The organism is Tunturiibacter empetritectus, assembly GCF_014201375.1.
Lineage (GTDB): Bacteria > Acidobacteriota > Terriglobia > Terriglobales > Acidobacteriaceae > Edaphobacter > Edaphobacter lichenicola_D.
The window spans coordinates 494317-508141 of sequence record NZ_JACHDZ010000003.1; the positions used below are offsets into that span (position 1 = coordinate 494317).

The 13825-nt window shown below is 53.0% G+C and carries 15 protein-coding genes and 1 pseudogene; 7 read left to right on the plus strand and 9 right to left on the minus strand.

The features are described from left to right. Positions 1–73 precede the first annotated feature (73 nt). Positions 74–2164: a catalase gene (locus HDF10_RS11215; protein ID WP_183813339.1), complete on the minus strand. Its 2091-nt coding sequence runs from the start codon at positions 2162–2164 to the stop codon at positions 74–76. A 275-nt stretch (positions 2165–2439) separates the two neighbouring features. Between HDF10_RS11215 and HDF10_RS11220 the strand changes: the two genes are divergently transcribed. The 4 genes from HDF10_RS11220 (at position 2440) to HDF10_RS11235 (ending at position 5364) form a co-directional block, all read left to right on the plus strand. Then, the gene (locus HDF10_RS11220; protein ID WP_183813341.1) at positions 2440–3132 is read left to right on the plus strand and encodes a PIG-L deacetylase family protein; all 693 of its coding nucleotides are present in this window, start codon (positions 2440–2442) and stop codon (positions 3130–3132) included. Then, positions 3129–3713, plus strand: coding sequence for an SAM-dependent methyltransferase (locus HDF10_RS11225; RefSeq protein WP_183813343.1), 585 nt, complete (start codon positions 3129–3131; stop codon positions 3711–3713). The genes HDF10_RS11220 and HDF10_RS11225 overlap by 4 nt, the downstream gene beginning before the upstream one ends. Then, positions 3710–4420 carry a glycosyltransferase family 2 protein gene (locus HDF10_RS11230; protein ID WP_183813345.1) on the plus strand — a complete coding sequence of 237 codons (711 nt, stop codon included), beginning with the start codon at positions 3710–3712 and terminating at the stop codon, positions 4418–4420. The genes HDF10_RS11225 and HDF10_RS11230 overlap by 4 nt, the downstream gene beginning before the upstream one ends. A gap of 122 nt (positions 4421–4542) precedes the next feature. Further along, a complete protein-coding gene (locus HDF10_RS11235; protein WP_260177817.1) occupies positions 4543–5364 on the plus strand; it encodes an acyl-CoA dehydrogenase family protein in 822 nt (273 codons plus the stop codon). 26 nt (positions 5365–5390) lie between these two features. Here HDF10_RS11235 and HDF10_RS20935 read toward each other — a convergent pair. Then, positions 5391–5833 (minus strand): annotated as a pseudogene (locus tag HDF10_RS20935) (low affinity iron permease family protein). A 189-nt stretch (positions 5834–6022) separates the two neighbouring features. Here HDF10_RS20935 and HDF10_RS11245 point away from each other — a divergent pair. Together HDF10_RS11245 and HDF10_RS11250 are read left to right on the plus strand one after the other, a co-directional pair. Continuing rightward, on the plus strand, positions 6023–6388 hold the full coding sequence (locus HDF10_RS11245) for a response regulator (RefSeq protein ID WP_183813349.1): 366 nt from the start codon (positions 6023–6025) through the stop codon (positions 6386–6388). Between the two features lie 95 nt (positions 6389–6483). Further along, positions 6484–7236: a sensor histidine kinase gene (locus HDF10_RS11250; RefSeq protein WP_183813351.1), complete on the plus strand. Its 753-nt coding sequence runs from the start codon at positions 6484–6486 to the stop codon at positions 7234–7236. A 148-nt stretch (positions 7237–7384) separates the two neighbouring features. Here the strand turns inward: HDF10_RS11250 and HDF10_RS11255 are convergent, their stop codons facing one another. The 3 genes from HDF10_RS11255 to HDF10_RS21200 are packed head-to-tail and all read right to left on the minus strand — an operon-like array spanning position 7385 to position 9248. Further along, a complete protein-coding gene (locus HDF10_RS11255; protein WP_183813353.1) occupies positions 7385–8392 on the minus strand; it encodes an SDR family oxidoreductase in 1008 nt (335 codons plus the stop codon). A gap of 55 nt (positions 8393–8447) precedes the next feature. Further along, positions 8448–8789: an MDR/zinc-dependent alcohol dehydrogenase-like family protein gene (locus HDF10_RS11260; protein ID WP_183813355.1), complete on the minus strand. Its 342-nt coding sequence runs from the start codon at positions 8787–8789 to the stop codon at positions 8448–8450. A 51-nt stretch (positions 8790–8840) separates the two neighbouring features. Next, on the minus strand, positions 8841–9248 hold the full coding sequence (locus HDF10_RS21200) for a zinc-binding dehydrogenase (protein WP_311732738.1): 408 nt from the start codon (positions 9246–9248) through the stop codon (positions 8841–8843). Between the two features lie 550 nt (positions 9249–9798). Between HDF10_RS21200 and HDF10_RS11270 the strand changes: the two genes are divergently transcribed. Continuing rightward, positions 9799–10035: a hypothetical protein gene (locus HDF10_RS11270; RefSeq protein WP_183813359.1), complete on the plus strand. Its 237-nt coding sequence runs from the start codon at positions 9799–9801 to the stop codon at positions 10033–10035. Here HDF10_RS11270 and HDF10_RS11275 read toward each other — a convergent pair whose 3' ends face one another. The 4 genes from HDF10_RS11275 to HDF10_RS20945 all read right to left on the minus strand — a co-directional run bounded on the left by HDF10_RS11275 (position 10036) and on the right by HDF10_RS20945 (position 13621). Then, the gene (locus tag HDF10_RS11275; RefSeq protein ID WP_183813361.1) at positions 10036–10545 is read right to left on the minus strand and encodes a DUF2062 domain-containing protein; all 510 of its coding nucleotides are present in this window, start codon (positions 10543–10545) and stop codon (positions 10036–10038) included. It abuts the gene before it with no gap. A gap of 264 nt (positions 10546–10809) precedes the next feature. Next, positions 10810–11187: a response regulator gene (locus HDF10_RS11280; RefSeq protein WP_183813363.1), complete on the minus strand. Its 378-nt coding sequence runs from the start codon at positions 11185–11187 to the stop codon at positions 10810–10812. A 185-nt stretch (positions 11188–11372) separates the two neighbouring features. Then, a complete protein-coding gene (locus tag HDF10_RS11285) occupies positions 11373–12917 on the minus strand; it encodes a PAS domain S-box protein (protein ID WP_311732746.1) in 1545 nt (514 codons plus the stop codon). Further along, positions 12806–13621 (minus strand): alpha/beta fold hydrolase, encoded by an 816-nt coding sequence (locus HDF10_RS20945; RefSeq protein ID WP_260177820.1) that lies wholly within the window; start codon positions 13619–13621, stop codon positions 12806–12808. The genes HDF10_RS11285 and HDF10_RS20945 overlap by 112 nt, the downstream gene beginning before the upstream one ends. Between the last annotated feature and the right edge of the window lie 204 nt (positions 13622–13825).

Genomic DNA, 13825 nt, shown 5'->3' on the forward strand with positions numbered 1-13825 from the left:
GCATTAGGTAGAGGGCGGCAGTCACGAATGAGTCCATTACGACTGCGGACTAACTCACTCTGATGCGTGTGCTTTAGAAGACCGAGCAAACGCCGGGTTCTCGGCTCCAAATCCTTCCTTGGCTCGCTCTATTCAAATACGCTTTGTGGTCATCTCCGATGACGATACCGTCATCCTTAATAACACCTGCCGCGTCAAGGAGTGGCTTAGCCGCGGCAGAAGCGCCCATGACCTTTAGGTGAACGAAAGCATCATGGACCCAGGCAACCGCAGCCCCCTCTCTGGAAAGCTTCGTCGCGCCCTCCTTTGAAAGCAGCACGTACACTGCATCAAAGAGTACAGAAGAGCCACCGGCTAATTGAAAGTCGGCCTCAATGGTGGTGCCGTCGGAGGCGTTGGCGCCTCCGATCTTCGGAGCGACGATCTTCAGGTAAGCCCCGGCAGCCGTCACGGCCTTTTTTAGAGCCAATATCGTTTTTGCATCGGACCCGTCCTCTACCAGACATCCGATAACCTTGGTCTTTACTCCCGGTATCGCCTTCTTGAGGATGCTCAGTGCATCAGACGTTGGAAGGTCCGTTCTGACTGGAACTTTTGCCGGGACGGCTTTGATTGCGTCAAGCATTCCGAGCCCATTGGCCACCCTCTGGGCGATCTCCGGGCTGACATTTACAAGTTGTCCGAGCATTCTTGTTCGTACTGCCTTGGTTTCCACTTTGCTCAACTCGAAGATGAACGCCGAGATGATGTGGTTCTGTTCCGGTTCCGTCTGAGAGTTGAAGAACATCAACGCCTGAGAGAAGTGGTCTCCAGAAGATTCGGCTCGAATCCGCAGCTTGTCGCCGTTTTCAGATCCACGGAACGAGGTAAATCCGTTCTTGGGATCCTGCCGCGGGGAGTCCGCTTCAAGAGAGCTAGGCGAATACGAAACGCGGCCCTTTTGCGGGATCATGGTCATGTGTCCGTCTCGCTGCATGTTGGCCATCGGGCAGCGTGGAGCGTTTACGGGAATTTGCTCGTAGTTTGGGCCACCGAGGCGGCTTAGCTGGGTATCTATGTAGGAGAGATTACGCCCTTGCAATAGCGGATCGTTCGTAAAGTCAATTCCCGGAACGACGTCGGTTGTAGCGAAAGCAACCTGCTCGGTCTCGGCGAAATAGTTATCGACATTCTGGTCCAGCACCAATCGTCCGATAATTTTTAGCGGGATGGTTTCTTCCGGAATAAGTTTAGTTGCGTCGAGCACATCGAACTCGAACTTGTTCGCAAACTCCTCGTCAAACAGTTGAACCCCAAGCTCCCACTCTGGAAAGTTCCCTTCGTTGATCGCGTTCCACAGATCTCGACGATGGAAGTCAGGATCCGCGCCTGAGATTTTCAGGGCTTCGTCCCATACAATCGATGCCATTCCAAGCGTTGGACGCCAGTGAAACTTCACATAGGTAGAGCCCCCTGCTTCATTGACCAGCCGAAAGGTATGGACCCCAAAGCCCTCCATCATCCTAAAGGAGCGAGGGATAGCCCGATCTGACATGATCCACATCAGCATATGAGTGGATTCTGGAACGAGCGAAACAAAATCCCAAAAAGTATCGTGTGCGGTCTGGGCCTGAGGGAATCCACGATCTGGCTCCTGCTTTGCGGCATGGATAAGATCGGTAAATTTGATGGAGTCCTGAATGAAAAAGACGGGTATGTTATTGCCGACGATGTCCCAATTGCCTTGATCGGTGTACATTTTAACCGCGAAGCCTCGAACATCGCGAGCCGTGTCGGAAGAGCCCATGTTGCCCGCAACAGTCGAAAACCGAGTGAACACCGGAGTCTTAATTCCAACCTTGGTGAGCACTCGCGCCTTCGTAATCCCCTCCAGCGAGTGAGTCAGCTCAAAATAGCCTTTCGCACCAAATCCTCGAGCATGAACGATGCGCTCCGGAATACGCTCATGGTCAAAGTGCTGGGTCTTTTCCACCAGCAAATGATCTTCAAGGAGAACAGGCCCCCGCACTCCGGCCTTCAGCGAATTCTCGTCGTCTCCGACAACGAGACCTCTCTGGTTTGTTAGTTGAGGATGCGTGGTGCCCGCAATTTGATGGAATTCTCCACCGGCACCTGTTTCATGATCTGCCGCCACGTTCTTGGCAGACTTTTTTGTCTTAGACATGTTTTGACCCTTTATGTAATGAGTTGAACTTACTGCTATACCGGAGTCTGTCCTCAACGGTCGTCGGTCGCGCAAGATGGGCGCTGGTATGGCAGCTAAACATGGGATGCAAAATATGAGAGACGTGGAATGTTTGACATTATGAACGTTTAGAGAGCTTGCATAGCTTATCTATCTAGAAATCTCGAATCACACGAACTGACCATATAGAGAATGGCATCACATATTCAGTACCGCCGTGTGTCTCTCATCTATCCCATAAGTGGTCCATAGAAATGCCGACAGTTGTCCCTCTCACTCCAGAAACGGAATGGCTCCCAAAATTACGTCACCTACCAAATTGGGAGCCCCCACTCACCCCGACGCTCGTTCTGGCTCCGCATCCTGATGACGAAACTCTCGGATCGGGTGGTCTTATCGCAAGACTTTGCGGGCGAGGTGTTCCGGTAGTCGTGGTTGCTATTACGGATGGAGAAAACGCTTATGCCGACACACGAAATATGAGTGGGATTCGAGTGCAGGAACAGGTTGAAGCACTTTATCGGCTTGGCGTACCGGAATCTATGATTCGCCGCCTGCGCCTGCCGGATCGGGATGTATCCGCCTGCGAAGATCGGCTCGTTGATTCACTCTTGCCGATGGTAAAAGGCGGAATGCACCTTGTCGCACCGTGGAAACGCGACTTTCATCCCGACCATGAGGCGGCAGGACGAGCAGCAGCTAGAGTGGCCCAAATCAGGGGTGTCATCCTCACCTCTTACCTCTTTTGGACGTGGCATCGGGGTGTACCCGACATGCTTGAAGGACTGTCTGTCGAAAAGGTCTCACTTACCGATGCTGAACTCCAAACAAAACGTTACGCCTTGGAGGCTCATGCATCTCAATTCGATCACGCTGACGGCCAGCCTATCCTTTCACCCGAACTGCTGATGCCTACTCAACGAGACTACGAGGTCTACATCCGGTGAGTATAGAAACCAAAGTCGAATCGTCTCCCGCTTTCTTTGAGGAGAAATATCGAGAGAATGCTGACCCCTGGGACTTTTCGCACAGTGCTTACGAACTGGGACGTTACGACGCAATCATCAATGCGATCGCTCATCGAACTTATCGCTGGGCATTTGAACCGGGTTGTTCCATCGGCGTGCTCACAGAACGTCTAGCAGCATATTGCGGCACTGTTGATGCCATCGACTTTTCGCCGACTGCAATCATGCAGGCTCAGAGGCGATGTGCTCATTTGCATAATGTTGAAGTACGTTGCGCAGCGCTGCCAGACGAAGTGCCAGCGAAGAATCTCGATCTCCTCGTTTTGAGCGAAATAGGCTATTACTTCACCCCTCAAGCTTGGCAGCAGATCTCCTCCACATTAGTCGATTCGATTGCTCAAGGCGCTACCGTTTTGGCTGCGCATTGGCTAGGCCATTCTCAGGATCATTGCATCTCAGGCGATGAGGTCCACGAGATTCTGCTTGCTCATCCGAAGCTCTTGGTCGACCACTCGGAACGCAACCAAAGTATGAGGCTTGATCGGCTGGTGCGTTTGTGAAAGCTCCTTGGCATATCGCGATCGTCATTCCGGCTCGGGATGAACAAGATCTTCTTCCCAGATGCCTTCGGTCCGTACAAAAGGCCCGTCTGATGCTGCCCTCGCACGTGACAAGCGACCTGATAGTCGTTACCGATCAGTCAACTGATGAGTCCTTCCGCGTCGCACAGGAAATCGTCCAAGAAAGCGGAATAGTCATCGAGATTGAAGCGGGCTGCGTGGGAACCGCACGGGCGCTAGGTGTGCAGCTCGCTTTAGAGCGCTATGAGGGACCAAGAAAACTCTGCTGGCTGGCGAATACCGATGCTGACTGTGAAGTACCTGTCACCTGGCTCGAGGATCAAATGGAGTATGCGAAGACAGGAGTTGCCGCGGTTGCGGGCATTATCGATGTGGACTCCTTCATCGATCACGACTCCTCCGTCCCGGACAGATTCCGTCTTTCTTATTTAATCCACTCGGACGGAACTCATCCCCACGTGCATGGAGCCAACTTTGGAGTGAGAGCGGATGTGTATCTTCAGGCCGGGGGCTGGCAAGATCTTCCAAGCGCAGAAGACCTTGATCTGTGGCGGCGCCTGAAAATAGGAATACACCAACGCATATCAGATGCTAGCTTATGTGTCTTAACCAGTGGAAGAAGGATAGGGCGTGCACCACTCGGCTTCGCAGATGCTCTTGCCGCACACAATGGAGTTACGGGATGACAACGGACGAGCTGAAGTCCCGACTGACAGACGTTGTTAAGCAGAAGCTGCCACTCCCGGGAGGGGGGCGTACATCCGAGCGCCATCAGCTACTGGCCGAGACAGCGCGAGAGGATCTCAGCTTGGCGAAGCTTGCAGAAGCTCATTGGGATGCGGCGGCAATCCTCGCGGAGGCGGGACGCCGTGCTGAACCTAACATGTTATACGCGGTTTGGGGTTCTGAGATCCCGGGCCACGCAGTTCGGCTGGAGCGAACTACAGATGGTTTCCAGATCAGTGGCGAAAAGCCGTTTTGCAGCGGGCTTGGAATAGTAGATCGAGCCCTCCTCACAGTCGGGCTACCACACCCACGCCTCGTCGAAGTAGACCTGAGAAAAAATTCAAGCCAGATCAGCTACGATCTGGAAGTCTGGAAGACGGAAGCTTTTCGGAACACTCAGACGGGGGCGATAACACTCCATGAATTGCGGGTGTCACCTGACTCCCTGATCGGCGGCCCAGCCTGGTACCTTGAGAGACCGGGTTTCTGGCACGGTGCCTGTGGGCCAGCGGCGTGCTGGGCTGGAGGCGTTGCCGGTCTATTAGACTTTGCCCTCGTTAGCAAACGTGACGACCCTCATACCCTGGCGCATCTTGGCGCAATGCAAGCCGCTGTTTGGGGAATGTATGCACTATTAAAGCAGGCCGCCGATGAGATTGATGCAGCCCCTTCAGATTCGAAGGCTGCACAGATTCGCGCCTTGAAGGTCCGCCATTTAATTGATGGGATGGGTACGGCGACACTTCAACGATTTGCCCGGGCGTATGGTCCCTATCCGTTATCGATGAATGAAGAGACAGCGAGTCGCTATCAGGAAGTGGGTCTATATATGCGCCAGTCCCATGCGGAACGTGACTTAGAGTCTTTGGGCCAACTAACGCTAACCGAAATTATTGAGTCCTGAGAATGCATCTCGTCGCTTTTACTGTCCTAGTCGTTGACATCCCCGACTTTCCCAGAGTTCGCTTTCCGCGGACGCGATTCGCATTCTGCTTCGATTTTCTCGTACTTGGATTGAAGTTCATCTAGCTCTAGGTCGCTTAGATTCTCGATGTCTATCATCTGGTCACGAGCCTTATCAATTGCGCGGATAAGCTCGTTGAGCTTTAAATTAATAGCGCGTGAGTCGCGATTTTGCGTGTTCTGGATGAGAAAAACTATAAGGAACGTGACAATCGACGTGCCGGTATTGATGACCAATTGCCAAGTATCGGAAAGCGAAATAGGGGACCCATAGCGGCCCAAAGCACAATGACAGAGCCGGCTCCAGCGAACGCCCACTTCGAGCCCAGCCAGCCGGAGGCGGAAGCTGCGAACTGCCCGAACCAATCGTTTGTGGTTCTCACTTGCACCTCAATTGGTTTTCTATCCATATCGTTCCCCTCAGAGCGACAACTGGTCGAGTTTCCATAGGTTCTGTAACGGAGACGTCATCCCTATCGTTATGGGATGTCTCCATCCACCCCGCCATTTGCATAGAAAGTAAAAACCTCCCATCATTTCCTGACAAGCAGCAGGTCAATAATCACTGAGGTATCCTACATGGGGAGTCAGGAGACCAAGTGCCGGATACGAATCGTGTGGTTTTCGTAGTAGACGACGAAGTGGTGATCGCCCACACCCTTGCCGTCATTTTAAATCAAGCTGGTTTTAGGGCGAGCGCATTTGATCACCCGGACAAGGCCATTGCTGCTTCTGTCGACCTGACGCCAGATCTTCTCATCAGCGATGTTGTGATGCCAGGCATGACCGGAGTTGAATTGGCTATCCACTTCCGTCGAACGCAGCCAAAGTGTAAAGTGCTGCTCTTCTCGGGACAAGCCGCGACTGTAGATCTGCTGAAAAAAGCGCGGGAGCAGGGCTACGACTTCGACCTCCTGTCCAAGCCCGTCCATCCGGCTGATCTTCTTGTAAAGCTACGAAGTTGACTTCCGAATTCATTGTGCAACAAACAGGTGAAGTATCGAGTTAAGTGGTAGCTGGTTTAGGCCAACCTTTCGTTCCCTAATGTCCTCAGATAGTCATGGACTCGCCCTTCGTTTCTAGCGGCTCCTTTGAGGACGAAGGTCAAAAGCTCAAAGCCTGTGAAGAGAATCTTCGACGCTATCACCAGCTTGCACTGGCGGGTAGGTTGGTCGGTGCGACCATGCATGAGGTCAACAATCGCCTCGCTGCTTTAACTAACCTTATCTTCTTGGCCAGATCGTCGGGCCAATCCGAACCACAACGCACCGAATACCTTGATGAGGCGGACCTTCAGCTCCGCAGTTTAGCGGAGATCACCACCAGAAGTCTTACGTTCATTCGTGTGGACGCGGAATCGAAAGAGGTCGATCTGGTTGATTTGGCCACGTCCGCCCTTAAACTTCATCGGGAACAGATTGCAAAAAAGAGGATTAATGTTCAGACTCGCTCATCCGATGTTGCACGGGCTTGTGTGAACAAGGGTGAAATCTTTCAGGTTCTAACCAATCTTCTCTTGAATTCTTTGGACGCTGTTCCACACTCAGGAAATCTTCACGTTCGTGTTGCCATCCGCAGCTTGAACGCGATCATCACGGTTGCTGACAATGGTTCGGGAATTCCGAGATCGATGCAGAACACACTATTCGACTCGTTCAAGAGCAACAAGTCTGAAGGAAACGGTCTAGGCCTTTGGATCGTCAGAGAAATAGTTCAAGGGCACGGCGGCGCCATTCGGTACCGCACAAGCAATAGGCAAAACAAAAGCGGGACGGTCTTTCGGATTGTGTTACCGATCCAGAGAGCATCATGACTGCTTACGAACCGCCCAGCTCAATGGATATCTTCAAAGAGTATTTGTGACCTCGCGATTCGACCGCTATCGTGTGCGGCGGACTTGGATCAAATCTTGTAGACGCTCAAACTAGTTAGTAATCTGAAGTGGAATTATCTGAACCACGTTACGGCTGGCCTGCGCCCCCACCTGCTCCATAAATGTTGCCAGTCGTGTAGCTAGCGTCGTTTGCTGCGAGTTGCACATAAATGCTTGCGAGTTCGGCTGGCTGTCCTGCTCGGCGTAGTGGGTAAGTTTCGCCGAAATGAATTAGATGATCTTGGGTTGCTCCGCCTGAAACCTGAAGCGGTGTCCAAATCGGGCCCGGCGCGACTCCGTTCACCCGAATTCCTTTAGGGCCAAATTGCTTCGCCAGCGATTTAACGTAGTTCATAGTCGCAGCTTTGGTCTGAGCATAGTCATACAAGTTGCCCGCAGGATCATAGGCCTGCTCAGACGTGGTTGCGATGATGCAAGAACCCGGCTGCATGTGGGGTAGTGCCGCCTTGATGATCCAGAACGGAGCGTAGATGTTGGTCTTCATGGTGGCGTCGAAGGCTTCCGTGGTGAGTTGAAGGATGTCTTCGCACTGTTGTTGACGTCCAGCGTTGGAGACGATGATATCTAAGCCACCAAACGCTTCGATCGTTTTACTTACAAGTTCCTTACAGTAACTCTCCTCGCGAAGGTCGCCTGGGATCTGGATGGCCTTACGTCCTTCAGCTCTGATCAGTTCAACAACTTCGCGTGCATCAGGCTCCTCCGAAGGGTAATAGCTGATGACAACATCAGCGCCCTCTCGCGCATAAGCGATCGCGGCGGCCCTCCCCATGCCTGAGTCTCCGCCGGTAATAAGAGCTTTGCGTCCCTTCAGACGGCCCGATCCCTTGTAGCTCGTCTCCCCGTGATCCGGTCTTGGATTCATCTTACTTGCGAGTCCAGGCCATGGTTGTGATTGCCCCGGATATGGTGGTTTCGGATATTTGGAGGTCGGGTCAACAAAAGGTGCAGCGGTGCTAACACCCGTTGTCTGAGCTTGCGCACTCGGTACAGCAGCTGTGACCGCGGCGGATGCGATGCCCGTTCCTAGATTGGCAACAAGATCACGGCGGGAAATTGGATTAGCGGAACTCATATTTCGGGATCTCCAGAGATTGCGGTGAGTTTAGTAGCATTAGCCACAAGGCCCTTCAAGATGCGGCTTCTGCCCAAGGATCGATCACGATCTTTGTCACATTTTCTTTCTTGTCTCTCCAGACCTCGTACATCTCGGGGGCCTGCTCAAGCGTGATGCGATGAGAGATGATGTAACTTGGATCGATTTGTCCCTTCTCGATCCGCTCAAGCAGAGGCTTCATGTAGTTATGCATGTTCGTCTGGCCCATCTTCATGGTGATGCCTTTACCAAAGGCCGCCCCAAACGGTACTTTATCCAGGACGCCGCCGTAAACCCCAGGTACTGACAGCGTGCCGCCCTTACGCACAGCCTGAATCGCCTGTCGGAGGACGCTAGGCCGATCCGTCTCCATCATCAAAGCGACTTTGATTTTGTCGTAAGTTCCTTGCAACTGTGCAGAATGAGCTTAGAGGCCTACCGCATCAATGCAGGCGTCCGGCCCTATCCCTCCGGTTAGATCCTTGAGTGCGGTAAGTACGCTGACATCCTCCTCAGAATAATCAACCGTAATTGCACCGAGGCTTCGCGCCATCTCAAGACGTTCCGGAAGACGATCAATCGCGATCACTCGCGCAGCGCCAAGCAAAAATGCGCTTGCCACAGCGAACTGCCCGACAGGTCCGCAACCCCATACCGCAACCGTATCTCCTGGCAGAATCTGTGCATTCTCAGCCGCCATGTAACCGGTCGGGAAAATATCGGAAAGGAAGAGCACTTTCTCATCCGGGAGGTCACTTTCGATCTTCAAAGGACCTACATTAGCGAAAGGAACACGAGCATACTGCGCCTGCCCGCCCGCATAGCCACCCATCATATGCGAGTAGCCAAAGAGGCAAGAGCCAGAATATCCATAAGCCGCCTCCATTAGATGGGCATTCGGATTGCCTTCGGTTCTAGGAATCTCGCCGCTTTCAGATTAAGCCATCTCTCTGTGCCTAGGTCCTGCTGCAGCATCTCCGGGCGGCCACTTTGTGGAGTCTGCCACAGAACCCGTCGTCAGTGGATCACCAGGGCCCATGTAGTGGCCGCCCCCGCCAAAGAGAACTAACAAGATGATGAGAATGACTATTAGAGGCATGGGCGGAAGTGTAGCACGCGGTTCCCTTGGATCTTCCATATCCGGCGCATATGGCCCAAACAGTCTGAGGTCGCAACACATGAAACGATCAAGGGACAGAGCAAAGTGAATGGGGTTATAAGACAGATAATGAGAAGGGCGCGAATTAGCCAGGTAAGGATGCTGCGAAAGTCGGTAGCGTGCTTTCGCTTCAAACTTGCCGGACGCTGGCAACCATCGACGGGTGCAGACGATAACCCTCGTACAATATGTAATTGCGGCACGAGCTGTTTACCAAGGGAGTGCAATGGCTAAGAAAAAATCCGAAAAGAGAGCTATAGAGACACTTGATAAAGCAGTCAACAATGCTATGAAGAGTGGCGTCAGCGGAGGTCTGGTTGATCAGACGGTGGCATCCGCGATGCATGCTGCGACTGTGAAAGCCGCTAGAAAGGCAGCTGTTCCAACCCTAGATCGTGGTAAAGCCACGAAGCCACTGTCAGCCAAAACAGCAGCAAAAATTCAGCAAGAGATTCTGGATTGATCAGCCCTGGGCGGAACGCGAACGGAACAGAGTTCGGTGGCGACGCATCAGCAGCACCAGAGCCCGCCGGAGATAAATTGCAATCAAGGGCATCGCGATTGCACCCACCAGGCCCCAAACGACAAGTGCATGCCACTCCCATTGCCAGATATCACGAATTAGTCTCCAAGGGTGATGGCTCAGATGCTCGATCTGCTGTCGGCTCAGCGGAAGACGGCTAGTGTGAAAAAGATGTACTCCTAACTGAATGAACGGGATAAACAAGAGTAAGTGGATGGGTGTCATTGCATGCGCACCGACCTGCGATGCGATCTGATTCAAGCCGAACGCCCAAGCGATCATAATCACCATAATCGTGGTGAGTCCCACCGAAGGGTTGATCCCGATGACTATTCCCAGTGCCAAACTCCACGCTAGACGGCGGGGTGATACACCTCCACGTAGTTGGCGCAGCAGGGGGCGCAGTATCTTGCAGCGAAAAAACTCGCGTATCGACTCAGGGACAAGCACGAAGTGGTGAGACGCCTTTCCGCGGGTCTTGGTTGTAAACCAAACTTCTATATGTGGGTGACGTGTCTACTCGCCAGCGTGAGCAACGTCAGCCTGCGCTTGGTCGACTGACGGAGCTTTGAGGGCACGGGCATGCACATAAACACCAGCCAGTTTCGAAGTCTAGCCGAAGAACCGCTTTGGCCAGCCGCCGCGCCGTAAGAAACGCTCGAAGCCGCCGCTTTAGGTAGGCGGAAATCGGAGTGCAATCTATCTTTTCTGCCTCTATAACCCGCGTATCAATTCAACCATCTTGGTTGGGTGAATCGGTTTGAGGACGAGCGTGAAATCGTACCCTTGTTCGTTGGCAATTTTTGTCATCGTTCCCGAAGAGTCCTGCCCAGAAAAAATCAACATCTTGCACTCAGGTGCGATAGCCCTAACCGCCATCGCCAGTTCGACTCCGTTTAGTCCCGGCATCATTACGTCGGTCAATAGGTAGTCAGGCGGACTAATCTTTGCAGCCTCCAACGCTGCTAGCGGGTCAAAGTATGGAACGGCGTTGAACAAATTCATCTGCAACACGACAGCGAACATCTTCGCGATTTCTTCTTCGTCGTCGACCACGAAGATACTGGGCTGCGTTTCGAACGGGTTTTCCATCTTTATACCTAAGATGCGTATCGCCGGCCAAAATCGGATAGCGGATTCTAGAAAGTTGGCATCCGCATGGCGTATTTGGTCATTTGGCCAGCCAGATTTGCAACAACAGATTGACGCCATATCATCCTAGCCATCAGCCAAGAGCGGAAGGAGCGAAGAACGCAACCTTATCGCTATAAATTTCCTCAATCGGAGAAGAATAGGCTGATTACTGTTCCCGATCTTCCCGGACGAGTCGTGCTTCGCACCGCGATAGTTCCACCACTTTTTGCTATCAGGTCTTTGGTGATCCAGAGGCCAAGACCCGTACCTCCGATGCCTTTTGTCGAAAAGAACGGTTCAAAAAGCTGTGCCTGCACATCCGAATCCATCCCGGTCCCATTGTCTGCGACAAGCAGCCGAACTCCTTCCGACCCAATCTTGCGGTTTCGGCTCCTGTGGGCGCGGATCACTAGCTTTCCCCCATGGCGCATGGCGTCGTACGCATTGGCCACAAGATTCACTAGCACTTGTCTCAGCTCCCCTTCAAAACATAGGAGGGGAGGGCTCGTTTGGCAATCGGTTGTCGCGACAATGCCTGAGTTTTGCAGTCTTCCACGATAGAGAGACAGCACCGAATCAGCGAGTGCCTGAAGGTCGACTTCCGTTCGATTGGAACTTTGCTTATGAAACCGCAGAGTGTGTGTTGCGATGTGGGAGACGCGTGCGAGTTCCTCCTGCGCAGTCATAACGTACTGTAGTGTCTCCGGATCATCGACGCGAGAACTCAGAATGTAGAGCAGGTTCGTTACGGACTCAAGCGGGTTGTTGATCTCGTGTGCGATGGAGCTGGCCAGCCGTCCAGCAGAAGCGAGCTTTTCGCTTTGCAGTAAAGCTTTTTCCGCCCGCTTGCGGTCGGTTGTATCGCGGATAATGGCTGAAAAGCCGACGAGCGTCCCGGGAGCTTCCATGTGCGGCGTCAGGCTCACCGAGACGTCAATAGAGCGGCCCGATCGATGGAGGGCGAGGGTTTCGCGGTGGACTTCCTCGCCACGTCGGAGTCTCTCTTCTGTGTCTCCCATTGCATCAGGTATAAAAAGCGATTGCAGCATTCGCCCCTTACCCTCCACCGCCGTATATCCGAAGATCTGCTCCGCGCCGTTATTCCAGCTCTCGACCTGGCCGCGTGTACTCAATCGAATGATGCCGTCCGCGGATCGGCGCACGATTTCGGCAACCTCCTCGAATTCGCGCCTCGCCCTCAGAAGTTCAGACTCGTACAGCCTTCGCTGCCCCGCGCCGAAGACACTTAGGTGAAAGCGTGTAAGCTTGCTGCTCTCATCCGTATGAACGGCGGCGTTTACGAAAACGGGGACTTGACTGCCGTCAGGCCGCCGGATGGTCAAAACAATCTCATCGAGGGAGCCACGCAATCGAAGGCTCGGCAGGAATTGCGTCTCGTAGAAGATAACGCTCCCACGGGTGAGCAGATCGTCGAGGTTCAGTCCCGTTAGTTCACCGCGATCCCGGCCAACCATTGCGAGGAACTTCTCATTAGCGTGGAGAAAGGTCCCATTTTCCGCGATTACAACGAAACCGCTGGGGAGCGACTCTAATGCATTTACCGCAAAGGAGCTATCTAGGCCAATAATGGGAAGGGTTTCTCGTGCAGAAAGTTCTGCAGAGCTTTGACCACTTCTTTCGGAGCGCTCATGTGTGGACAGTGTCCCGTCGCGTCGATCATTACGAATTCGCTCGTCGGAAGGCACTTGTGAACATATTCTCCCACGCTTGTGCCAGCGATCGCATCTTTTCTACACTGCACGATCAAAGTGTTCGTTCTGACTTTCACGAGATCGGACCTATTGTCGGACAAGAAGGTCACCCGTGCGAAGTGGTTCGCAAGGAAAGGGTTCATCCTACAAAAGCTTGCTTGTAGTTCATCGGCAAGTTCTGGCGTCTCGGGGTTGCCCATAATTACTGGCGCCATTGTGGCGGACCAAGCGACATGGTTGCTCTCAAGCGACTCGAGCAAATCTTCGACGTCACCGCGTTCCATGCCACCTTTGTAGTCGCCAGAATTTATATAGCAAGGCGACGGACCGATCATAGTGAGACTTGCGAAATATTCAGGTTGTTCAATCGCGGCGAGCGCACCGATCATCGAGCTGACAGAATGGCCGACGAAGTGAACATTGTGCAAATTGAGTTCTTCGATGATCTCTATGACGTCTTGAGCGTACCCCCGCAGGGTACTATAGCGAGTCTTATCGAAGGCGGCTGCGTCGGATAGTCCCGAGCCGACATAGTCGAAGAGGACCACCTTGAAGTCATCCGTGAAAGAAGGCACGACGTGCCTCCACATGTTCTGATCGCAGCCGTAACCGTGTGCGAACATCAGTGTTCGATCGCCGCTCCCGAGGATCTTCACGTTATTGCGATGACTCGCTGTCATGGGCACCCAACAGCAAGTATGGCAGATTGAGAGGATACTCGGCTCTAGAAATGTCGCCGAATCACCTCACCTGGAGCGCGTCAACGATTTGCTTTCAAAATGTCGATCCGAATAGTAAAGGACCAAAATGAGCTCTTGGCGCCCAAAGTTCGTCGGCGCTGAACGAAGGCTAGGTAAACTTAGCTGGTTGGAATTAGCTTTTGT